This window comes from Bacillus sp. 204(2023) (assembly GCF_037027505.1).
GTDB classification, from domain to species: Bacteria; Bacillota; Bacilli; order Bacillales; family Bacillaceae; genus Bacillus; species Bacillus subtilis.
This window is the reverse complement of sequence record NZ_JAXCHE010000004.1, coordinates 294,988-316,786: the sequence shown is the minus strand read 5'-3', so window position 1 is coordinate 316,786 and position 21,799 is coordinate 294,988. Positions and strand designations below refer to the sequence as shown.

Annotated in this window: 21 protein-coding genes and 2 pseudogenes; 16 read left to right on the top strand and 7 right to left on the bottom strand. The window is 42.0% G+C overall.

All coding sequences use genetic code 11. The features are described from left to right. Positions 1 to 76 precede the first annotated feature (76 nt). The 3 genes from rocD (at position 77) to rocF (ending at position 3,872) form a co-directional block, all read left to right on the top strand. Entirely contained in the window at positions 77 to 1,282 is a 1,206-nt protein-coding gene (rocD, locus tag WA279_RS11095) for an ornithine aminotransferase (protein ID WP_015483955.1), read from the top strand. Between the two features lie 223 nt (positions 1,283 to 1,505). Further along, positions 1,506 to 2,909: an amino acid permease gene (locus WA279_RS11090; protein ID WP_077670829.1), complete on the top strand. Its 1,404-nt coding sequence runs from the start codon at positions 1,506 to 1,508 to the stop codon at positions 2,907 to 2,909. 72 nt (positions 2,910 to 2,981) lie between these two features. Further along, complete coding sequence (rocF, locus tag WA279_RS11085; RefSeq protein WP_003226959.1) at positions 2,982 to 3,872, top strand: arginase; 891 nt, start codon at positions 2,982 to 2,984, stop codon at positions 3,870 to 3,872. 34 nt (positions 3,873 to 3,906) lie between these two features. On the opposite strand, the gene WA279_RS11080 is transcribed toward rocF, so the two are convergent. Together WA279_RS11080 and rapG are read right to left on the bottom strand one after the other, a co-directional pair. Next, positions 3,907 to 4,023, bottom strand: coding sequence for a Phr family secreted Rap phosphatase inhibitor (locus WA279_RS11080; protein WP_003226961.1), 117 nt, complete (start codon positions 4,021 to 4,023; stop codon positions 3,907 to 3,909). After that, positions 4,024 to 5,121, bottom strand: a complete 1,098-nt coding sequence (gene rapG, locus WA279_RS11075; RefSeq protein ID WP_336155418.1) for a response regulator aspartate phosphatase RapG — start codon at positions 5,119 to 5,121, stop codon at positions 4,024 to 4,026. Positions 5,122 to 5,231: 110 nt separating this feature from the next. Here rapG and WA279_RS11070 point away from each other — a divergent pair, with 110 nt between their 5' ends. From WA279_RS11070 to fdhA, 6 genes are all read left to right on the top strand, one after another. Further along, a complete protein-coding gene (locus WA279_RS11070) occupies positions 5,232 to 5,702 on the top strand; it encodes a GNAT family N-acetyltransferase (protein WP_336155417.1) in 471 nt (156 codons plus the stop codon). Between the two features lie 141 nt (positions 5,703 to 5,843). After that, a complete protein-coding gene (locus tag WA279_RS11065) occupies positions 5,844 to 6,581 on the top strand; it encodes a YiiX/YebB-like N1pC/P60 family cysteine hydrolase (RefSeq protein ID WP_047183484.1) in 738 nt (245 codons plus the stop codon). A gap of 10 nt (positions 6,582 to 6,591) precedes the next feature. Further along, a complete protein-coding gene (locus WA279_RS11060; RefSeq protein WP_327830185.1) occupies positions 6,592 to 7,755 on the top strand; it encodes a hypothetical protein in 1,164 nt (387 codons plus the stop codon). A 16-nt stretch (positions 7,756 to 7,771) separates the two neighbouring features. Further along, entirely contained in the window at positions 7,772 to 8,020 is a 249-nt protein-coding gene (locus WA279_RS11055) for a DUF2651 family protein (RefSeq protein WP_043940250.1), read from the top strand. 104 nt (positions 8,021 to 8,124) lie between these two features. Then, positions 8,125 to 8,295 carry a hypothetical protein gene (locus WA279_RS11050; protein WP_041850289.1) on the top strand — a complete coding sequence of 57 codons (171 nt, stop codon included), beginning with the start codon at positions 8,125 to 8,127 and terminating at the stop codon, positions 8,293 to 8,295. A 62-nt stretch (positions 8,296 to 8,357) separates the two neighbouring features. Continuing rightward, a complete protein-coding gene (gene fdhA / locus WA279_RS11045; protein WP_268548554.1) occupies positions 8,358 to 9,584 on the top strand; it encodes a formaldehyde dehydrogenase, glutathione-independent in 1,227 nt (408 codons plus the stop codon). A gap of 33 nt (positions 9,585 to 9,617) precedes the next feature. Here fdhA and WA279_RS11040 read toward each other — a convergent pair whose 3' ends face one another. Next, a complete protein-coding gene (locus tag WA279_RS11040; RefSeq protein ID WP_153255551.1) occupies positions 9,618 to 10,031 on the bottom strand; it encodes a hypothetical protein in 414 nt (137 codons plus the stop codon). Positions 10,032 to 10,215: 184 nt separating this feature from the next. Here WA279_RS11040 and WA279_RS11035 point away from each other — a divergent pair, with 184 nt between their 5' ends. The 4 genes from WA279_RS11035 to WA279_RS11020 all read left to right on the top strand — a co-directional run bounded on the left by WA279_RS11035 (position 10,216) and on the right by WA279_RS11020 (position 14,375). Further along, on the top strand, positions 10,216 to 10,386 hold the full coding sequence (locus WA279_RS11035; RefSeq protein WP_003219122.1) for a CxxH/CxxC protein: 171 nt from the start codon (positions 10,216 to 10,218) through the stop codon (positions 10,384 to 10,386). A gap of 80 nt (positions 10,387 to 10,466) precedes the next feature. Beyond that, on the top strand, positions 10,467 to 10,946 hold the full coding sequence (rlmH, locus tag WA279_RS11030; protein WP_326049946.1) for a 23S rRNA (pseudouridine(1915)-N(3))-methyltransferase RlmH: 480 nt from the start codon (positions 10,467 to 10,469) through the stop codon (positions 10,944 to 10,946). 40 nt (positions 10,947 to 10,986) lie between these two features. Then, positions 10,987 to 12,243: a reverse transcriptase domain-containing protein gene (locus WA279_RS11025; RefSeq protein ID WP_336155416.1), complete on the top strand. Its 1,257-nt coding sequence runs from the start codon at positions 10,987 to 10,989 to the stop codon at positions 12,241 to 12,243. A 110-nt stretch (positions 12,244 to 12,353) separates the two neighbouring features. After that, on the top strand, positions 12,354 to 14,375 hold the full coding sequence (locus WA279_RS11020) for an RNA-directed DNA polymerase (protein ID WP_283857073.1): 2,022 nt from the start codon (positions 12,354 to 12,356) through the stop codon (positions 14,373 to 14,375). Positions 14,376 to 15,099: 724 nt separating this feature from the next. Here the strand turns inward: WA279_RS11020 and fbp are convergent. The 3 genes and pseudogenes from fbp to WA279_RS11005 all read right to left on the bottom strand — a co-directional run bounded on the left by fbp (position 15,100) and on the right by WA279_RS11005 (position 18,128). After that, positions 15,100 to 17,025: a fructose-1,6-bisphosphatase gene (fbp, locus tag WA279_RS11015; RefSeq protein ID WP_336155415.1), complete on the bottom strand. Its 1,926-nt coding sequence runs from the start codon at positions 17,023 to 17,025 to the stop codon at positions 15,100 to 15,102. Positions 17,026 to 17,228: 203 nt separating this feature from the next. Then, positions 17,229 to 17,390, bottom strand: a pseudogene (locus WA279_RS11010) (hypothetical protein). Between the two features lie 27 nt (positions 17,391 to 17,417). Beyond that, a complete protein-coding gene (locus WA279_RS11005) occupies positions 17,418 to 18,128 on the bottom strand; it encodes a GntR family transcriptional regulator (RefSeq protein WP_336155414.1) in 711 nt (236 codons plus the stop codon). Between the two features lie 157 nt (positions 18,129 to 18,285). On the opposite strand from WA279_RS11005, the pseudogene WA279_RS20875 reads away from it, so the two are divergent. The 3 genes and pseudogenes from WA279_RS20875 to bglA all read left to right on the top strand — a co-directional run. After that, a pseudogene (locus tag WA279_RS20875) lies at positions 18,286 to 18,366 on the top strand (PTS sugar transporter subunit IIA); the annotation flags it as partial. A 109-nt stretch (positions 18,367 to 18,475) separates the two neighbouring features. Further along, positions 18,476 to 18,703: a PTS sugar transporter subunit IIA gene (locus WA279_RS20870; protein ID WP_442894664.1), complete on the top strand. Its 228-nt coding sequence runs from the start codon at positions 18,476 to 18,478 to the stop codon at positions 18,701 to 18,703. Between the two features lie 13 nt (positions 18,704 to 18,716). Continuing rightward, positions 18,717 to 20,156, top strand: coding sequence for a 6-phospho-beta-glucosidase BglA (gene bglA, locus WA279_RS10995; RefSeq protein WP_336155413.1), 1,440 nt, complete (start codon positions 18,717 to 18,719; stop codon positions 20,154 to 20,156). Between the two features lie 101 nt (positions 20,157 to 20,257). Here the strand turns inward: bglA and ahpF are convergent, their stop codons facing one another. Further along, positions 20,258 to 21,787 (bottom strand): alkyl hydroperoxide reductase subunit F, encoded by a 1,530-nt coding sequence (ahpF, locus tag WA279_RS10990; RefSeq protein WP_003226996.1) that lies wholly within the window; start codon positions 21,785 to 21,787, stop codon positions 20,258 to 20,260. Between the last annotated feature and the right edge of the window lie 12 nt (positions 21,788 to 21,799).

The following is a 21,799-nucleotide window of genomic DNA, read 5'->3' as shown; positions in this document are numbered from 1 at the left end:
TTGGCACAGAACTTGCATTTATATAAAGGGAAAGCAGGATAACATGTTGAAACAGAAAACAAGGGGGAATTCAAATATGTCAGCTTTATCTAAATCCAAAGAAATTATTGATCAGACGTCTCATTATGGAGCCAACAATTATCATCCGCTCCCGATTGTTATTTCTGAAGCGCTGGGTGCTTGGGTAAAGGACCCGGAAGGCAATGAATATATGGATATGCTGAGTGCTTACTCTGCGGTAAACCAGGGTCACAGACACCCGAAAATCATTCAGGCATTAAAGGATCAGGCTGATAAAATTACCCTCACGTCACGCGCGTTTCATAACGATCAGCTTGGGCCTTTTTACGAAAAAACAGCTAAACTGACAGGCAAAGAGATGATTCTGCCGATGAATACAGGAGCTGAAGCGGTTGAATCTGCAGTGAAAGCGGCGAGACGCTGGGCGTATGAAGTGAAGGGCGTAGCTGACAATCAAGCGGAAATTATCGCATGTGTCGGGAACTTCCACGGCCGCACGATGCTGGCGGTATCTCTTTCTTCTGAAGAGGAATATAAACGAGGATTCGGCCCGATGCTTCCGGGAATCAAACTCATTCCTTACGGCGATGTGGAAGCGCTTCGACAGGCCATTACGCCGAATACAGCGGCATTCTTGTTTGAACCGATTCAAGGCGAAGCGGGCATTGTGATTCCGCCTGAAGGATTTTTACAGGAAGCGGCGGCGATTTGTAAGGAAGAGAATGTCTTGTTTATTGCGGATGAAATTCAAACGGGTCTCGGACGTACAGGCAAGACGTTTGCCTGTGACTGGGACGGCATTGTTCCGGATATGTATATCTTGGGCAAAGCGCTTGGCGGCGGTGTGTTCCCGATCTCATGCATTGCGGCGGACCGCGAGATCCTAGGCGTGTTTAACCCTGGCTCACACGGCTCAACATTTGGCGGAAACCCGCTTGCATGTGCAGTGTCTATCGCTTCATTAGAAGTGCTGGAGGATGAAAAGCTGGCGGATCGTTCTCTTGAGCTTGGCGAATACTTTAAAAGCGAGCTTGAGAGCATTGACAGCCCTGTCATTAAAGAAGTCCGCGGCAGAGGGCTGTTTATCGGTGTGGAATTGACGGAAGCCGCACGTCCGTATTGTGAGCGTTTGAAAGAAGAAGGGCTTTTATGCAAGGAAACACATGATACAGTCATTCGTTTTGCACCGCCATTAATCATTTCCAAAGAGGATTTGGATTGGGCGATAGAGAAAATTAAGCACGTGCTGCAAAACGCATAAATCCGCACCATGGCGGGATATTCACTTCGTTTGTATAAATTTACAACAGAAAAATCAGCACTCCCTATTTGCTCAGCTACAGTATTTTAGTATAATGTATCTTTATGAGAAGAAGTGAATTTTATATTAAATAGATAGAGACTCTTTGGACAGCAAACTGGGATACGCACCATGTAGATGTTCCAGCTTAGATCCAATACAAGTTGCTGAAGGGGTGCAGAATGTGAATACAAACCAAGATAACGGAAATCAGCTCCAGCGGACAATGAAATCACGTCATTTGTTCATGATTTCATTGGGCGGAGTGATCGGAACCGGTTTCTTCCTTGGAACCGGGTTTACCATTAACCAAGCGGGACCGCTCGGCGCGGTTCTGTCCTATTTAGTGGGCGGCTTTATCATGTTTTTGACCATGCTCTGCTTAGGAGAGCTGGCAGTCGCCTTTCCTGTGTCGGGGTCCTTCCAGACCTATGCGACAAAATTTATCAGCCCGGCCTTCGGGTTTGCGTTCGGCTGGCTGTACTGGCTCGGCTGGGCGGTTACATGCGCCATTGAATTTTTATCAGCGGGGCAGCTGATGCAACGCTGGTTTCCGCATATAGACGTATGGATCTGGTGTCTGGTCTTTGCGGCACTGATGTTTATTTTAAATGCGATCACCACAAAAGCCTTTGCGGAATCTGAATTCTGGTTCTCAGGCATTAAAATTTTGATTATCCTTTTATTTATTATTCTCGGCGGAGCTGCCATGTTTGGCCTGATTGATCTGAAGGGCGGAGAGCAGGCGCCGTTTTTGACACATTTTTATGAAGACGGGTTATTTCCGAACGGCATAAAGGCCATATTGATAACGATGATTACCGTGAACTTTGCGTTCCAGGGAACTGAGCTGATCGGGGTTGCGGCCGGAGAAAGTGAAAACCCTGAAAAAACGATTCCGCGGTCGATCAAACAGACAGTATGGAGAACGCTTGTCTTCTTTGTGCTTTCAATCATTGTCATTGCCGGCATGATTCCGTGGAAACAGGCGGGTGTCGTGGAAAGTCCATTTGTTGCCGTATTTGAGCAAATCGGAATCCCATATGCAGCTGATATCATGAACTTTGTTATTTTAATCGCGCTGTTATCTGTTGCGAATTCAGGTTTATACGCATCAACGCGTATCCTGTACGCGATGGCGAATGAAGGACAGGCCTTCAAAGCGCTCGGCAAAACAAATCAGCGAGGTGTGCCGCTGAACGCGTTAATTGTAACGATGGCTGTGGCTTGCCTGTCGCTTCTGTCAAAAGTGGCGGCGGCTGAAACCGTATATATGGTGCTGTTATCATTGGCGGGCATGAGTGCGCAGGTCGGCTGGATCGCGATTTCGCTTTCCCAAATCATGTTCAGACGCAAATATATCCGTGAGGGCGGGAAGATAGAAGATTTGAAATTTAAAACACCGCTGTACCCGGTGCTTCCGCTGATCGGCCTAACATTAAATACGGTCGTGCTCATCAGCCTTGCATTTGATCCGGAGCAGCGTATCGCGCTGTATTGCGGCGTACCGTTTATGGTCATTTGCTACATCATTTATCATGTCGTCATTAAAAAACGCCAGCAGGCGAATCGTCAGCTAGAGCTTTAAAACGTTGTCCGCAAGTCATCTTTGTTATAACCCGCATAGGACATTATCTTAAATGTTGAGGTGGAATCACAGATGGATAAAACGATTTCGGTTATTGGAATGCCAATGGATTTAGGACAAGCACGACGCGGAGTAGATATGGGCCCGAGTGCCATCCGGTACGCTCATCTGATCGAGCGGCTGTCAGACATGGGGTATACGGTTGAAGATCTCGGTGACATTCCGATCAACCGTGAAAAAATCAAAAATGACGAGGAACTGAAAAACCTGAATTCTGTTTTGGCGGGAAATGAAAAACTCGCGCAAAAGGTCAACAAAGTCATTGAAGAGAAAAAATTCCCGCTTGTCCTGGGCGGTGACCACAGTATTGCGATCGGCACGCTGGCAGGCACAGCGAAGCATTACGATAATCTCGGCGTCATCTGGTATGACGCGCACGGCGATTTGAATACACTTGAAACTTCACCATCGGGCAATATTCACGGCATGCCGCTCGCGGTCAGCCTCGGCATTGGCCACGAGTCACTGGTTAACCTTGAAGGCTACGCGCCTAAAATCAAACCGGAAAACGTGGTCATCATTGGCGCCCGGTCACTTGATGAAGGGGAGCGCAAGTACATTAAGGAAAGCGGCATGAAGGTGTACACAATGCACGAAATCGACCGTCTTGGCATGACAAAGGTCATTGAAGAAACCCTTGATTATTTATCAGCATGTGATGGCGTCCATCTGAGCCTTGATCTGGACGGACTTGATCCGAACGACGCACCGGGTGTCGGAACCCCTGTCGTCGGCGGCATCAGCTACCGGGAGAGCCATTTGGCTATGGAAATGCTGTATGACGCAGGCATCATTACCTCAGCCGAATTCGTTGAGGTTAACCCGATCCTTGATCACAAAAACAAAACAGGTAAAACAGCAGTAGAGCTCGTAGAATCCCTGCTAGGGAAGAAGCTGCTGTAATAAGAAAACCCCCGCACCCGCGGGGGTTTTTCATTTATCCAATCATTTTCTCAGCGACTTTCATTTCCTGTGAGTGGGTTTGATGGTCCGCAATAAACCAACCTGATAAAATCACCGCTGCGACGCCTGCGCCAATCAGAAATCTTTTCATTTATATAACCTCCGTTCGTTTAATCAGTTCTTCAATCTGTAATGCTTCATAAAAAAAGTGGGAAGCTTCTTTGTAAAGCTCAAGTTCCCTATACCGTTCGCCAGCCAAAATGGAAAGTTCTCTTACACTGTCATACTCTTTCTCGGACAACAAGTCATCCATATGTTGTTTGCATAAGTGAAACGTTTCCGCATGACCCCCTTCTGCATAAATGGCATATAAAATGTCTATTTTTGCCTCACATATTCTATTCGGCTCAGCAGTCAATTTTTCCTTCACGTCTTGGTAATAAGATAAGGCCTGTTCTTTCTTTTTGACCTTAAACAGCTCTCGTATCAGCAAGTAGACAGAATGATAATAATAGGCGGAGCGGGCATACTCATCGTTCCGTAGAGCCTCTTCTAATTTCGAAACCGCTTCTTCTGATTTGCCGCTTTGCGCATGAAGAAGGCCGAAGTTATGCAAAAGCTGGGCTTCAAAAAAATGATCCTCTAATTCACTCGTGATCCGAATTGCTTCGTCCAAATAAGCCTCAGCTTCTTCAAACTGGCTCATCTCTGTAAAATTGCCTGACATGGTAATCAGCGCTGAAGCCAGCTTCTTTTTATAATCAGTCTCTTCCCTGAACGTTTTGACCGCTTGCCGTGTATGATTGAGGGACACAATATTTTGTCCCAGCTTATAATAGAGCTTTCCGACCTTCAGGTGAAATTCGGCTTTCTCAATCGGATCGGGAATGTTGTCGAGATACTGCTCTGCATCTTTATACAGCCCAATGGCAATGTCATAATTATTTTTATAGGCCTCATACATGCCTTCAAACAGAAAAAAGTAATATTTCAGCATGTCAGACGTAGCATTCATATGAGAAGGCTCCTCATGCTGAAAGCCCTGTCCTCTCGCCTCATGAAGCAAAACCTTGTGGCGCAGTTCCAATAAGGAGAAGTAGGCAAGCACCTCCTGATCCTCTTCCATGTCATCCAATAAAGGCTTCACTTCTTCAAATAAACGGGAGGATTCTTCAACTTCATGTTTCTTGATGGCAAGGTACCAATCGTTGAGCATGCTAGCAATTTCTGCGGGTGCGATCTTATTCATGTGAAACTCCTTTCTCTAGTGACTTATCAATCTTAGTTGCTTATTCTGATAGTAACACCTCTTTCTATTTTATGTAAAATCCTCTAGTCAATATATGAAGGAGAGATGATATGACGATCATGCTGACCCCTATGCAGACAGAAGAATTTCGGTCTTATCTCACGTACACAACAAAGCATTACGCGGAAGAAAAGGTAAAAGCGGGAACATGGCTGCCTGAAGATGCACAGCTTTTGTCTAAGCAGGCGTTTTCTGATCTGCTTCCGAGAGGGCTGGAAACACCCCATCACCATTTGTGGAGCCTCAAGCTGAATGAAAAGGATATCGTTGGCTGGCTCTGGATACACGCTGAACCTGAGCATCCGCAGCAGGAAGCGTTTATTTATGATTTCGGGTTATATGAACCGTATCAAGGAAAGGGCTACGCAAAGCAAGCATTGGCGGCATTAGATCAAACGGCACGCAGCATGGGAATCCGCAAGCTGTCCCTTCATGTCTTTGCCCATAATCAGACGGCGCGAAAGCTATATGAGCAAACCGGATTTCAAGAAACAGACGTAGTGATGAGCAAGAAGATTTAACGAAAAGGGCCTGATAAAGGCCTTTTTCTGTAAATGATTTCTAAAAATTCTGTAAATAACCTAGTTACTTTCCTTATTTTCCTAATATAATGTGGGTGAGGAAATTACCTTTCCTACATTCACAAGAAAAGAGGAGATGTAATGAAATTGAAGAAACGGGTGTCGATGTTTTTGGTAGCGCTTACAATGTGCGGCGGCCTGATTGTTTCTCCCGCCAAAGCTGTAAAGACCACAAATTATGCGGAAGAAATCGCCGCACTGCAGCCAGGCACGACACCGGAAGAAATCATGAAATCCGCCAGCCAGATTGCCAAACAACAGCACGTAAAGCAGGACGTTATCCTAAAACAGTTCTATAAGGAAATCACGGCTGATAAAGCAGAGGGAGACCGGCTCGCCAAGGAAAGCGGCATGTCTATCATGGGCGGGTCGTCCGGCACGAAAAAACTCCCGACAAGCGCGAAAGGCAATATCTATTACACGAACTCCTACACAGCCTACTACAATCACGGCCACGTCGGCATGTACTCCGCTGCTGACAAAATTGTTGAATCTGTCCCGAGCGACGGCGTCAGGCAGATCGCTTATAATGCCAGAGACGTGGAAGACAACTCCATTGTGCAAACCGTCAGCGTATCCTCATCTCAAAAAACAGCTGCTGCCGACTGGGCGGTATCAAAAGTCGGCGACCCATACTCATTTAACTTCGTCAATAACAGAAATACCGGCCATGACGGCGCCAAAAACTGTTCAAAGCTCCTATGGTCTGCCTTTTTGCTGAAAGCAGGCATTGATATAGACAGCAACGGAGGCTTAGGCGTGTATCCGCGCGACATCACAAGTTCTTCGTATACGACAACCATCATGACCATTTACTAAGGAGAAGGATATGAAAAAGTGGATGATTACCATCGCCATGCTGATTCTCGCAGGAATCGCACTATTTGTCTTCATTTCTCCTCTCAAAAGCCATAAAACCGTAAGTCAGCAGGATCTCAGAAACCCCGATTTCCTGGATGACAAAGAAGTCCTGCTGTATTTCTCATCCTCTGCGGATCAAGATGCATTTGGCGGCGGGAAAAGCTACGCCCTGTTTATCAGCCAGGACGGGACGCTGTCTTCCTTTAAGATGAAGGGCCTTGAGCTGGGCTCAGCCAAGGTTCACGGCGACAGTGTGATGCTGGAGGACAAAAACAAGATTTATACGATCAAAAACGGTCTGCGCTCCCATAAAAGAACCTATCAGCACACAGGCGACAGCGCAGGCTTTCTGCAAAACACGGACGGCTTTTATACCTTATACAACTCCGGCTACGACAAAAAGGGAGACGGATACCGCTCAGAGCTGTACCGCCAGATGGACGGAGAGTGGAAAAAAGACATCATCCCCTACTACATCCGAGCCTCCGGTTTCCATGATGGCGCCATTTATGCACTCGTCCCGACAGATGATGAAAAAGGCTATCAGCTCCTTCAGATTCAAGCAGATCAGAAGAAGCTTACCTATCACACCATAACGGAATGGCAGTACCGGGAAGGAGCCTCAGTCGAATCCCAGCTTGCTGTGGACGACCAAGCTGTTTATGTTATGGTTCGCGGCCAAAAAGCCCGCAATCTCTATCAAATGGTCAAGATCAACAAAAAAAGCGGCAAAGTAGAGCTGCACGACATCGCTGAATACAAAAACGACGAACAAACGATATATAGCTCCATGCCCTTCAGCTTTAAAAACAGCTTTTTCCCTTATGACGGGAACCTGTATTTCATTGACGGCTTCGGAAAGGTACACAAAATTGATGCCAAGACAGGAAAAACAAGCATCGCCTTTACCTTTTCCCAGGACAAAATGAAAGCCGATTTCAAAGAAATCACCCAAAAAGGCAGTAGCCTCTATTTCTTCACATACACGTATAACAAGCCTGCCTACATTGAACAGTACAGTCTGAAAACCGGAAAGAAAATGAAGGAAAAAGAGATTGGGAAGGTAAAGGATGTCGTGACGCCGAAGAGTCATTTGAAGCTGTATGATGTTGAGGTGATGAAGGGGTTTTAAGGGCAAGGAGGTTAGTATGGGAGCCATTGCCGTTTTATTTATCGTTTTTGGTTTTCCGATCATCGCAGGTGTATTTGGTATAGCGGGTCATTTTTTATTTAAAAGATTTTGGGTGGCACCGCTCATCGTTCTTATCGCGAGCTTGATATTGTTAGTTACGTTAGCTTCGGGCAATAGCTCATTCATGTTTTGGGTTGTTATGTATACGGGGATTGCATTAGTAACCAGTATTGTCACATTATTTCTCAGGAAATTTTTTGAGTGATCTCAAATTATGAAGAGACTGGTATGAAGTCTCTTTTTTTGTTGAGCCGAAGTTTACAGAGGATTTTGGGTATGGTTTAGAAACGAATCTAAAGGAGGAATTACATGCGCACCAAACGGGTTATTCTTCTGGCAGTTATGATCTGCCTGGTTTCGGCCATTACTGTGTTCCTGTTAAATGGGTGTAAAGTCGACTTTTTAGACATAGCCGGAACCATTATTGGCTGCTTTCTTGGCATATTTGTTGTTGTAAGAATACAGAAAAAACAGTCGTGAGAAAGGGAAAGGGTCATGCCAAACCGAAGTCATGTGCAAGGACGAAGAGTCCAAACACATGAATGGGAGGAATGGCGTTGACAGGAAACAAAGCGGTTGTGTACAAAGGCAAAGGGACTGTAGCGGTGGAGGATATCGGTTATCCGGAGTTAATCTTAAGGGACGGGCCCGGCGTTCCAAAGGCGAATGTGAATCGAAAATGTGAGCATGGGGTTATTCTCAAAGTCATTACAACCAACATTTGCGGAAGCGACCAGCATATGGTCAGAGGCCGCACAACGGCGCCTGAAGGCTTGGTGCTCGGGCATGAAATTACGGGAGAAGTCATTGAAACGGGGCGTGATGTTGAATTTATCAAAAAAGGAGATATCGTATCCGTTCCTTTCAATATTGCCTGCGGACGCTGTGTGATGTGCAAAACGCAGAAAACGCATGTGTGCCTGAATGTCAATCCGGACCGGCCGGGATCGGCTTACGGCTACGTCGATATGGGCGGCTGGGTCGGCGGCCAGTCTGAATACGTCATGGTGCCGTACGCTGACTTTCAGCTTTTGGTGTTCCCTGATAAAGAACAGGCGTTAGAAAAGATTCTCGATTTGACCATGCTGTCCGACATATTCCCGACCGGCTTCCACGGAGCTTACACAGCGGGCGTGCAAACAGGTTCAACCGTTTACATCGCGGGAGCGGGTCCTGTCGGCTTGGCAGCTGCACACTCCGCTCAGCTCCTTGGTGCCTCTACCGTGATTGTCGGCGATCTGAACGAAGACAGACTGGCACAGGCGAGAAGCTTCGGCTGTGAAACGGTCAACGTACAAAAACACGACCGCCTCGGCGAGCAAATTGAACAAATACTAGGTGAACCAACCGTTGATGCCGCAGTGGACTGTGTTGGCTTTGAAGCATCCGGACACGGCAATCAAGGAGAAGCGCCAGCCGCTGTACTGAACTCGATCATGGAGGTCACCCAGGTCGGAGGCAGCCTTGGCATTCCAGGCTTATACGTGACCGAAGATCCCGGTGCAAAGGATGCGGACGCCAAAACAGGGTCGCTAAAAATCCGCTTCGGACTCGGCTGGGCCAAAGCCCATACCTTCGTCACCGGACAAACGCCCGCCATGACATACAACCGCAATTTGATGAAAGCGATTCTGAGCGGCAGAGCGCAAATCGCAAAAGCCGTCAACGCCACTGTCATTTCTTTGGACGACGCGCCAAAAGGCTACAGCGACTTCGACAAAGGCGCAGCCAAAAAATTCGTCATCGACCCGCATGGAACACTGAAGTAAAAGAAAAAGCCGGACGTTCTCAGAACGCCGGCTTTATTGCTGGTAATCTGTTTCTTCAAAGCGGTTTCCCGTTTCATCCTGTACGATGAATTCCCCTGCGATTTTGTCCAGTCCAATCAAAATATAAGGGTTTTTCTCATTTACCGTAGGAGCTGTTTTTCGTTTCACAGTTACAATCGTTTCTTTAGGTGAGAATTTGACGTCTGACACCTCAAGCTTCTTATCTTTCTCGCTGCTTCCGAGAGACACAATAACCATCTTTCTCCCTTCTGAAATGGTGAAGACTTGATATCCTTTCACGTCATCATGCATTTGGAGATAAGTAGCGTATATTTCTAAGTCTGGACTGCCTTCACCGATTCGATCCTTCTCCAACACCCAATAAGACGGCTGACACCCAGCAAGCAGCAACATGATCACAAAAAGCCAAACCCATTTGAGCTGCAAATGTAGACCTCCCCACACATCGGTTACATCCAAATTAACATACGGGCGAAATAGAGTCATCAACAGCTTGTTTGTCGAATTGTGGATAAAACTCAGCCCGAAGCACTACTAACATGTGAATAAATAGGTTATATTGAGAAGAGAACATTTGTAAAAATGGAAGAAAACATCGGAGGATTTGAACATGAAACAAGCGTATTATTCCTGTGAAGAACACATCGAAACGGTGCTGGATATGTACATAGACGACCACGAGCTGCCGCCCGAAATCAGAAAAATCGAACATACTAACAGTTTATCCACAGCCTGTGAATTATGTGGAGACCCCGCAGTATATATAGTGGGGAACGAATGATCTTACACAAAATACAGAAAAGATATCCACAATTGTGGACAACATATATGAATAACTTGTTTTTAAAGTGGGGATGACCTGTGAATATCAATATTGTGACAATCGGAAAACTAAAAGAAAAATACCTCAAGCAAGGCATTGAAGAATACACCAAACGACTTTCGGCCTACGCAAAAATCGACATCATCGAACTCCCGGACGAAAAAGCGCCGGAAAACCTAAGCGACCAGGACATGAAAATCATAAAAGACAAAGAAGGCGACCGCATCCTATCAAAAATCAGTCCCGACACCCACGTCATCGCCCTCGCCATCGAAGGAAAAATGAAAACATCCGAAGAACTAGCCGATACAATAGATAAGCTGGCTACATATGGAAAAAGTAAAGTCACCTTCGTCATCGGCGGATCACTCGGATTGAGTGACGCAGTGATGAAGCGAGCGGACGAGAAGCTGTCGTTTTCAAAGATGACGTTTCCTCATCAGTTAATGCGTCTTATTCTGGTGGAGCAGATTTATCGGGCTTTTCGGATTAATCGTGGGGAGCCTTATCATAAGTAAGATAAACTTGTTTATAAAAATGTAAAAAGAGGTCAGAATAATGAGAGAAAGAATAATTAAAGAAATTTCCAATATGTACAATAAAGAGCCAGACCATATTTTACAAATAATAAAATCCTATGATCATATTTCGCCTTTTATAGTTAAAAAAGTAAAGGGAAAAGAAGTTATTGATAAATACTCAATTCCTTTAGAAGAACAAATAGTGTTAGACTACTACAAAATTCTCTTAAATGTTAATTACAATGTCAAGTTCCCTAATAGATCTTATATAATGACAGAATTAATGAATTTATTACCCTATTTACATTTATATAAATACTATACGATTTACAAGTTTGATTTTGAAAACTTTTTTTATAATGTGTGTCCTGCTCAAAGTTATAAGTTATTATCTAGTTCAACTACTTTAAGGTTAAAAGAGCTCAAATTCTTTGAAAAATATATTAAGGAATTAGACCACTATAGACCTGGGATAGGTTTGCATAACACGCTTATAGAAATAAGTGGAATGAGATTTGACCAAGAGGTCAAATCTCATTTCAAAAATAGAGGTTTATTATATTATTCAAGATATGTGGACGATTGCATTATTATTTTAGATGAGACAAGTAAAGAAACGGATTTAGAAAAAATCATTTTAAAATTAATGAAAAAATATTTTGGGAAAAAACTAAAGCTCAATAAAGATAAAACAACCTTTTATTGTACTAATGATACAAATTATACATTCAGTTATTTAGGATATTGTTTTCAAAAAGGACAATCTGTAAAAAATCAATATAAAATTGGAATTAACGAGGAGAAGCTAAAAAAATATGTTAGTAAGCTTAATACAATAATATTAGAATATGACCAAACTAAAAATATTGAATTATTAAGTTTCAGGCTAGAGTTGTTCTTCAAAAGAATAGTTTATTTTGGAGATAGAAATAATGATGGTAATTACCGATGGCAAGTAAGAGGGATAAGTGACAGTTATAAAGAATTGAAACGATTTATGCATAAAACTAATTTAGACAAGCTAATTACAAGAGATACTCTTAAATTATTTAAAGAGGAAATCACAAATTGTTTTAAAAAAAATAATATAGAAATACCTCCTAAAATTAATAATCAAATAAAAAACAATAAATTTATTTCTTGTTTTAAAAACAATAAGGCTTTTTTAATACATCCTAAACTAGGTCTTAACAAGGAAGATTTAATAAATCATTTAAGCAAATTTAATGAAAAAAATATAGAAAGTCTTAGCTATAACGAATTAGCGAAATTATTACTAGTAAAGATAAGGTAAATAGAAACAGCGAGATTTTCACCCCGCTGTTTCTTTTAAGAATATGCTAAATGCATATTCTCGATATTGTGTAATAAAAGAATATCAAAAAAAATTCAGGGAGTCAAAACATGAAATCTAAAAATAAGTTTAATCGACAAACAATTGATTTTTTACTTACTGAACTTCTCCCCTATGAAAAAGGAAACCATTTTACACATTTGTTTCTATATGAATATCTTCAAAAAAATAAGAATACATTAAATAAAATTGTAAAAAAAATCAAGGAGAGAGGAGATAGAAATACTTTTTTTGATTCCACTTGGCATTCATCACCATTAAAATTTAAAGTATCTAAAACAAATGAAGGCTTTAGAGAGTTATCGTTAATAAATCCTCTTGGTCTAATTGAGTCACTGGCTTTTATTAATATATTTGAAGATGACTTAATTAATATAAGTCACAATAAGGTGGATTTTTCAACTAGAAAAGCAAGAAGGATTAATAGCTTAACTTATAAAAAAAATAAAAATCAAACAGTTTTCTATACAAATGACCCCGATTCTAAAAAGCAGCTACTTCTTGCTTTGGAGTCAAAAGGTACCTATTTTAAACATTATCCTTTTAAAAGTATGACTGAACTTTTAAATAGTAATATGTTTATTTATTCAAGAGATAAATATAATTTGTTATTAACTATTGATATACAAAATTGTTTTTCTAGCATCTATACTCACTCGTATAAGTGGCTAATTTCTAATAAAACCTATGACTCTAAAAATTTAAAAAATTCCAATAGTATATATACAAACGTAGATACATTTTTGCAGAATTTAAATGGTTCAAAAACAAATGGTATAGTTATCGGACCAGAATTAAGTAGATTCTTAGCAGAATTTTTATTGATACATATTGATCAACAATTAATAGAACAGTTAGCTGAAGAAAATACAATAAAAGAACTAGATTATAAAATATTCAGATTTGTCGATGATTACTTTGTTTTATCTAATAACAAAAATACACTAAATATAATTAAAGATGAATTAGAATTTATCCTTAATAAATACCAACTTAAAATAAATACTTCGAAAGTTAATATTTATGATACGGAAGATACCCTTAATGAATGGATTCTTGGGCTTCCAAGTATAATGAATTTAATCGATAAAGCGTTTATATATATAAAGAAACCTTTAAAAGAATATTATCAGCTGTTTGAACAAAATGAGGAGATTAAAGTTGGTTATCTTGAAGCCGCAACAACAATTGAAAAGTTAAATACAGTAAATAACTTTGAACAAAGAAAAACAAAAAAAATTAGATATGTTGACATAAGAAATAACATTAATGATCTTATAAAAAAAACAAATGAAAATTCTTTTATTTGTTCTTATATTTTAAGTGTAATTTTAAAAAAGATAGAAGAAGATAAAGATGATAACCTTTATATCAATATGGGATTGAATGATTTAGTTAGGTTGGTATTTTTTTTATATTCAAAAAAGGTTTCATATGTCTCTACTCAAAAAGTAATAAGGATTTTTACATTGTTATTTAAGGCTGAGGAAAATATAAAGCATTCAATTGAAGACTGTATCGAAAACTTTAAAAATAATATATTTAATAATTATACAAGCGATTGGATAGATTTGTTATTGTTTATATCGAGTTATAAAATAGATATATCTAATAGTTTGTTTAAACAGATAACAAATAAGATATTAATTGAAGAAAATCCAGTACATCTTGCTTCAGTATGTTTGTTTCACGAAACAAATTATGTTGAGTTATCACATTTTGTACGAAGTGTAAACCGAATTGTAAAAAGAAAGCTTGAACAGATAAATTGGGAAGATTTTTTTCAAGATGAATTTTCTTGGTGGATATTTATTTTTTATAGTTATCCGAAATTAAGCAAAAGTAATAAAAGTTTTATAAAAAAGAAAATTTGCGGGGTTAAAGATAAGTTGGGGAATACGCCAAGTGAATTGGCTAAATGTTTAATATTAGACTATTTGTTAGATTCAAAAAATCATTTTATAGAATGGAGTTTCACAAAAGAAAATTATCATAAAAAATTTTATTTTTATACAAAGGATAGAACCGTTTTTAATCCAGATATTATAGATCCAATAAATATTTCGAGGTAGATGCTAAGATTTTACTCAAAAGGATTCCTATCGATACCTAAACGATTTTTTGAGTAATATACTTTAAATCAATGTGTTCATTTATTACGGTCGATACTCAATATATTGTTTAAATTTATATAAAGTAATAGTTTAACATAAAGACCAAGAACTATCTTGGTCCTTTTCTTTCGGTGAATGCCTACTGTGTTGTTTTGCAGACCTGAAGTTGGTTTTAGTTACAGCAGTGCCGACCAGTTCTTTTTCTGCATTTATTAAATTGTAATAGGTTTGTTAGGCATGATCCCCCTTTTTTTGAAAAGCAGTGTTCTTCTAATTTCTCTATTTTTTATGTTAGATGACCATATATAGCTTCCCCATTTGTTCAACACAGTTTTACCAAGAAATTTTAGTATTTTCTCCTGATATCTCACTGAGAGTGTTTTCGGGTTCGGGTAAAAAGCCATTCACAGAAGAGTTTTTCAGGTCCGCAGTGAAGAACTTGTGATATTGTGCATTCCGGACTCTTAACGCCGGCTATGTATACCCCATTCAATGCGAATGTCATACTTTTACTGAAATCTCTTTCACCGAAGCATTTCCCTAATCACACTCTGAAAGTATTCAGTTTTTCTTCTTTTAAGTATCATTTTCCAGTCTGGAAAAAACTCCCCTAAGGCAACCAGATTTCTTCTTTTATCTGTTTACCTATAGGGGAGAATATAATCCCTGAACCCCACATCCCTCACTTCATATACCGATACTCCCGCAAACTCTCCAAAATCGCAACTTCCTGCAACAATTCCTCACCGACATTCGTTTCCTTTACTTTCTTCCGCTCAAGCTCTTTGTCCACTAATCGTTTCACCGTTAAGACATCGGTTCCGGTGCTTAGGACTTCTGCCTTGGAGTTAAAGTGTTTGTGGGCGACGAGCTGCATGCCGTAGGAGTTGTATAGCAGCGTGTAGCCGGCGATGCCTGTTGTGGATTGGTAGGCTTTGGAGAAGCCGCCGTCGATGACGATCATTTTTCCGTTTGCTTTGATTGGGTCTTCTCCTTCGATTTCTTTTACGGGTGTATGGCCGTTAATGATATGGCCGTGATCTGGATTGAGGCCGAATTCTGCCAGGATGTTTCGGCAGGTTGCCTCGTCTTCACGTAAATAGTAATACGGGTTTTTCTTCTCTTTATGCGTTTCCTTCTCTTTAATGAAATACCGCTCAAATGTCGTCATGGCACGTTTTCCGAAGAGGGAGGAGTACTCGCCTGTCCATAAATACCAGGCCATATCTGTCGCCAGATCATCGGTTTCTTCCGGATGGGCAAACGCTTCCCGTAAGAATCGTTCAAATACATCGAGCAGCTCACGGCCCGCATAGGCTTTATCCTCAATCATCATCGTTTCCATATTGCCGTTATCATCGACTGGAATACAGCCATGAATTAATAGGTTGCCGTTATATTTTAAATAAAGGCTGCCTTTTTTCATCATAAAATTCATATGGCGGCCCAGCTTTTCGGAATGCTGGACAGAGAATAGCAGCTTGTCTATGACTTCTGCTTCTTCTTCTAATAGCTGATCTGGCTGTTCCGGATTGATTGTCTTAAAGCAGGTGTTTTCCAGTTGATATGTTTTTCCGTTTAACGTGATTTCGTTTTTGTCATAATCTATTTTCTCTAATAATAGCCGCTCTTCCATATTAAAGTTCGGCCGTCTCTTGATAATCGGGCTCTCAAGCTTGAATTGGATCATGGCAATCGCTTGATGGATTTTTGTGATTTGCTTAATCTCATCCTCTGGCCTGTTGTCGTCTGCTTTTGGACGGAACGCTGGATTATCATCATAATATTTTTCGGCCAGGTTCAGCAGCGGTCTCAGGTTGATGCCGTACACGTCCTCAATAATATCCAGGTTGTCGTAGCGGGCACAGATGCGAATAATATTGGCCAGGCACACTTTGGAACCGGAATAGGCGCCGATCCAAAGGACATCGTGATTTCCCCACTGAATATCGACAGAATGATAGTTGATCAGTTCTTCCATAATTCTATCCGGCTGCGGGCCGCGGTCATAAATATCGCCGACCACATGCAGATGGTCGACCACCAGCCGCTGAACGCTGTAAGCAAGGCCGGTGATCAGCTTATCAGCTTGGCCAAGCGCAATGATCTGATCTATGATTTCGGAGTAATATTGCTCCTTGTTGGCACCTTCTTCAGTTTTGTATAGCAGCTCCTCCGTAATATAAGCAAACTGGGCAGGCAGTGCTTTGCGCAGTTTGGAGCGGGTATACTTGGAGGAGCAATAAGAAACAAGTTTAATCATTCGGTTAATCGTTTCTTTATACCACTCGTTTAATGCTTCTTTCGCATCAAAGTCATGTTTGATTAACTTCAGTTTGTCTTCCGGATAATAGACCAATGCCGCTAATTCATCAATTTCTCTATCGTAAATGACACCGCTGAAAATATCGCGTATCTTCTCTTTTACTCGTCCTGAACCATTACGCAGCACGTGCTGGAATGCCTGATACTCTCCGTGCAGATCACTGACAAAATGCTCGGTGCCTTTTGGCAGGTTCAGTATTGCTTTTAAATTAATGATTTCCGTTACCACTTTTTCTTCACAATCGTATTTTTGCGCGAGTAGATCTAGGTACTTGCTTTCCAAAACCGTCCATCCCCTTTTTAGAATAAACCCCTATTTATGAGCATGTGCATGATAAGGTGAATTTAAAAGTATGACATTATTTTTAAACATTGGACCTTTATATGATAGTACCGCATAACTGCTTTTATAGACAATTGAAACGAGTGAATAAAGTGAAACACAAAAAAACCAGATGTTAAATCTGGTTTCCTGTTCAAAGCAAACTACTGTTGTTTTTCTTTCACCATCTTTACAAAGAGGAAAAAGATAATGAATACGATAAAGTAGTTCATTGGATTCTTAACGATGCTCATCTCCAGGGAAATCTGTAAGAGTATTCAGAGCGCAAAGATGGCTAGTATGGCAGGAATGATGATTTTGTACATGTCGACCACCTTCCGTAGTGAAGAGCCCTATAATAAAAAACTATTAGCCTGCATCACAAACTGAGACTGCTTATAATTATACGAAATCTTCGAGTAATCAAACGGCTGCCCATTTGTCAGGTGAAAAATACTTTCTATATACAGCTTCGGCAGTCCAGCCTCTAATCCCAAATATTCCGCTTCCTCCTCTTTAAGCTGGTCCACGTGCAGAAACAAATCAGAAAAACCAATCTTCAACCCCAGTCCTTCGCGGATGTAATGGAAGATGGAGTGGGAGACGATTTCGTTGTTTAAATACGTCACGATGGATTTGTTGTAATAGGATTCTTCGTAGCAAAGGGTCTGGCCGTTGATGTAGCGGACCCTTTTGACATAGTAGATGTCCTCGTTTATTTCGATGTTCAGATTTTCCGCCGCTTCCGGCGTTGGCTTTCTCACGTCCAGTTCGATGACTTTTGAGGTGACGTTGAAATCCTCGAGGTCTTTTTTAAATCCCTGATTCGACAGAAGGCTGATATAGCCTTTTCGTTTATGTTTTCTGACGAAAATGCCGCTTCCTCTGACCTGGAAGATCGCGCCTTTTTGCTCTAATAGCTCCAGAGACTTTGTGATTGTGCTTTTGCTGACTTCAAACTGGGCCATGAGGGTTTCCAGGACTGGCAGTTTGTCTCCCTGCTGAAGCTCATTTTCTTCTATATACTTTTCAATTTCTTCTGCGATTTGCTGGTACTTTAACATACGCATTCCTCATTTATTCGTTTAGTTTCACTTGTCAAAATTATAGCATACACCGCTTACAATGATAGTTAGTGCGTAAATATTTTGTTTCGGTATTGATAAATTATACCGGTACAATTATAATGAAAGCGTAACCAAAACAAAGGGGTGGGTGAAAATGTCGGGGAAAGTGAGAGATTATACGAGACTAGCAAAAGACATTTTAGAGGCCGTAGGCGGGGAAGAGAATGTGATTGGGGCTTCTCGCTGCGCTACCAGACTTCGATTGGTGCTGAAGCGGTCTACCCCTAAAGCGAAGGATATCGTAAAATCAATGCCACCATCCCGGCGTTATTACGGTTGTCATGGTGGCGCCTACAAATCATGCGATTGGCCTGCGTTCAGCGTCTGGCGTCGAATTGCTTGCGCACATCGGGCTGGATACGGTGACATTAGGCGGCACGCCTTTTTCCTTGAAGGTAAAAGAAGGCGATACCGTCAAAAAAGGCGAAGTGCTTGTTGAGTTTGATAAAGCTTTCATTGAAGAGATTGAGGAAAGTGCATTGCATCAAAAAATATTTACAGTCGTAAGCTGAGGAGGAATGAAACATGGGAAACATGCCAAAGGATTTTTTATGGGGCGGTGCTTTAGCTGCCCACCAATTTGAAGGCGGATGGAATCAAGGAGGTAAAGGGCCGAGTGTCGTCGATGTGATGACAGCAGGTGCACATGGCGTGCCGAGAAAAATCACGGATACGATTGAAGAGAACGAGTTTTATCCGAACCATGAAGCCATTGATTTCTATCACAGATACAAGGAAGATATCGCTTTGTTTGCAGAAATGGGATTAAAATGCCTGCGGACGTCTATCGGCTGGAGCCGCATTTTTCCGAAAGGCGATGAGGCTGAACCGAACGAAGCGGGTTTGCAGTTTTATGATGATGTGTTTGATGAATTGCTGAAGCATGGGATCGAGCCAGTCATTACCCTGTCTCACTTTGAAATGCCGCTGCACCTTGCAAGAGAATATGGCGGCTTCAGAAACCGGAAAGTCGTGGACTTCTTCGTCAACTTTGCAGATACTTGCTTTACCCGTTACAAAGAGAAAGTGAAGTACTGGATGACATTTAACGAGATCAACAACCAAATGGATGTGAACAATCCGTTGTTCCTATGGACGAATTCAGGTGTTGTAGTTGGCGAAAACGAAAACGCCAAGGAAGTCATGTATCAAACGGCGCACCACGAATTAGTGGCGAGCGCATTAGCAGTGGCAAAAGGAAAAGACATCAATCCAGAGTTCCAGATCGGGGCCATGGTATCACACGTGCCGATTTATCCTTTCTCCTCCAATCCTAAAGATGTGATGCTGGCTGAAGAAGAAATGAGGCAGCGCTATTTCTTCCCTGATGTGCAGGTTCGCGGTTATTATCCAAGCTACGCGTTGAAGGAATTTGAACGCGAAGGCTACAATATCACATTCGAAGACGGGGATGATGAGATTTTAAGAAACGGAACCGTCGATTACTTAGGCTTCAGCTATTACATGTCAACAACTGTGAAAAGCGATGTGAAAAATGATAACACTGGCGATATTGTAAATGGCGGCTTGCCGAATGGTGTCGAAAATCCGTACATCACTTCGAGTGACTGGGGATGGGCGATTGATCCAACCGGGCTGAGATATACGTTAAATCGTTTTTATGACCGATACCAAATCCCGTTATTCATCGTTGAAAATGGCTTTGGCGCAGTGGATACGCTGGAGGAGGACGGCAAGGTTCATGATCCGGAACGCATTCAATATTTAAAATCGCATATTGAAGCATTGAAAAAAGCGGTCACGTACGATGGTGTTGATTTAATTGGCTACACGCCGTGGGGCATTATTGATATTGTCTCCTTCACAACTGGCGAAATGAAAAAACGCTACGGCATGATCTATGTTGATCGTGACAATGAAGGAAACGGATCCATGAAGCGGTATAAGAAAGATTCCTTTGAGTGGTACAAAAATGTCATTCAAACGAACGGCGAGGAACTATAAGAAGCTGGCCCGAATTTACCGTAGTGCCTGGTTCGGGTTTTTTCTGTAGAAAAAGAAAAATCCGCTATCCTGCCAATCTGGCAATATAGCGGATTTTTTTATTAGTTTCGGATAAGGTAATCAAACGCGCCGAGAGCGGCCGTTGCTCCTGATCCCATCGAAATAATGATTTGATTGTACGCACTGTCTGTGCAGTCGCCGGCAGCGAATAAGCCTGGCACGCTGGTTGCGCCGTGTTTGTCGACGATGATTTCGCCCATGCGGTTGCGTTCAACCGTTCCTTCTAACCATTCTGTGTTTGGCACGAGACCGATTTGGACGAATACACCTTGAAGTTCAACGTGTTTTTCTTCGCCTGTTTCGCGGTCTACATATGTGATGCCGTTAACACTCTGATCACCTGTGATTTCTTTTGTTTGTGCGTTTTTCACGACAGTAACGTTAGGCAGGCTGTAGAGACGTTTTTGCAGGACTTCGTCTGCTTTCAGTTCCGGCGCGAACTCTAGCACAGTAACGTGATTGACAATACCTGCAAGATCAATCGCTGCTTCGATACCAGAGTTTCCGCCGCCAATTACCGCAACGTCTTTGCCTTCAAACAATGGCCCATCACAGTGCGGGCAGTATGCGACACCTTTGTTTTTGAACTCTTGTTCACCGGGTACGTTGACATTGCGCCAGCGTGCACCTGTTGAAAGGATCACTGTTTTACTTTTCAGGACAGCGCCGTTTTCGAGTTCAAGTTCGAACAGATCTTTCTTCTCAAGGCGTTTCGCACGCTGAAGGTTCATGACATCAATATCATATTCCTTCACATGCTCTTCAAGACTTGCCGCTAGCTTCGGTCCTTCCGTCGCTTTGACGCTGATGAAGTTTTCGATGCTCATGGTGTCGAGAACCTGTCCGCCGAAGCGCTCAGCCACAACACCAGTGCGGATGCCTTTACGTGCAGTGTAGATCGCTGCACTTGCACCAGCAGGTCCGCCTCCGACAACAAGAACGTCAAACGGCTCTTTGTCAGCAAACTCAGATGCATCTGCGCCGCTGCCCATTTTCGCAAGGATTTCTTCAAGCGTCATACGGCCGCTTCCGAAGGATTCGCCATTCAAGTAAACGGTCGGCACTGCCATGATGTTTTTGCTTTCAACTTCTGCTTTGTATGCTGCACCGTCAATCATCGTGTGCGTAATGTTCGGGTTCAGCACGCTCATCATGTTTAAAGCTTGTACAACATCAGGACAGTTGTGGCATGTCAGGCTGATATAAGATTCAAAGTGGTATTCACCGCTGATCTTCTTCACCTGATCAATGACTTTTTGGTCCACCTTAGGCGGTCTGCCGCTCACTTGGAGCAACGCCAACACTAATGATGTGAATTCGTGGCCCAGAGGGATACCGGCGAAAGTCACGCCAGTGTCTTCTCCGACACGATTGACACTGAAGCTTGGCGTTCTGTTTAATTCAGCTTTTTCAACTGAAATTTTCGATGACATGGAAGCCAGCTCATCAACGAGAGCCAGCATGTCCTTAGAAGTGTCATCTTCTCCTGCGCTAACTTTGAGAACAATGTCATTCTCAATTAGCTGCATATATTGATTTAATTGTGCTTTGATGTTTGCATCAAGTACCAATTGAATGCACTC

Excerpts from the sequence above, each read along its gene's own strand:
- rocF (WP_003226959.1), top strand. The coding sequence starts at position 2,982 with ATGGATAAAACGATTTCGGTTATTGGAATGCCAATGGATTTAGGACAA.
- bglA (WP_336155413.1), top strand. The coding sequence starts at position 18,717 with ATGGGAAACATGCCAAAGGATTTTTTATGGGGCGGTGCTTTAGCTGCC.
- WA279_RS11055 (WP_043940250.1), top strand. The coding sequence starts at position 7,772 with ATGGGAGCCATTGCCGTTTTATTTATCGTTTTTGGTTTTCCGATCATC.
- WA279_RS11005 (WP_336155414.1), bottom strand. The coding sequence starts at position 18,128 with ATGTTAAAGTACCAGCAAATCGCAGAAGAAATTGAAAAGTATATAGAA.
- WA279_RS11050 (WP_041850289.1), top strand. The coding sequence starts at position 8,125 with ATGCGCACCAAACGGGTTATTCTTCTGGCAGTTATGATCTGCCTGGTT.
- WA279_RS11020 (WP_283857073.1), top strand. The coding sequence starts at position 12,354 with ATGAAATCTAAAAATAAGTTTAATCGACAAACAATTGATTTTTTACTT.
- WA279_RS11060 (WP_327830185.1), top strand. The coding sequence starts at position 6,592 with ATGAAAAAGTGGATGATTACCATCGCCATGCTGATTCTCGCAGGAATC.
- rapG (WP_336155418.1), bottom strand. The coding sequence starts at position 5,121 with ATGAATAAGATCGCACCCGCAGAAATTGCTAGCATGCTCAACGATTGG.
- WA279_RS11035 (WP_003219122.1), top strand. The coding sequence starts at position 10,216 with ATGAAACAAGCGTATTATTCCTGTGAAGAACACATCGAAACGGTGCTG.
- fdhA (WP_268548554.1), top strand. The coding sequence starts at position 8,358 with ATGGGAGGAATGGCGTTGACAGGAAACAAAGCGGTTGTGTACAAAGGC.
- WA279_RS11070 (WP_336155417.1), top strand. The coding sequence starts at position 5,232 with ATGACGATCATGCTGACCCCTATGCAGACAGAAGAATTTCGGTCTTAT.
- rocD (WP_015483955.1), top strand. The coding sequence starts at position 77 with ATGTCAGCTTTATCTAAATCCAAAGAAATTATTGATCAGACGTCTCAT.
- WA279_RS11065 (WP_047183484.1), top strand. The coding sequence starts at position 5,844 with ATGAAATTGAAGAAACGGGTGTCGATGTTTTTGGTAGCGCTTACAATG.
- WA279_RS11080 (WP_003226961.1), bottom strand. The coding sequence starts at position 4,023 with ATGAAAAGATTTCTGATTGGCGCAGGCGTCGCAGCGGTGATTTTATCA.
- WA279_RS11025 (WP_336155416.1), top strand. The coding sequence starts at position 10,987 with ATGAGAGAAAGAATAATTAAAGAAATTTCCAATATGTACAATAAAGAG.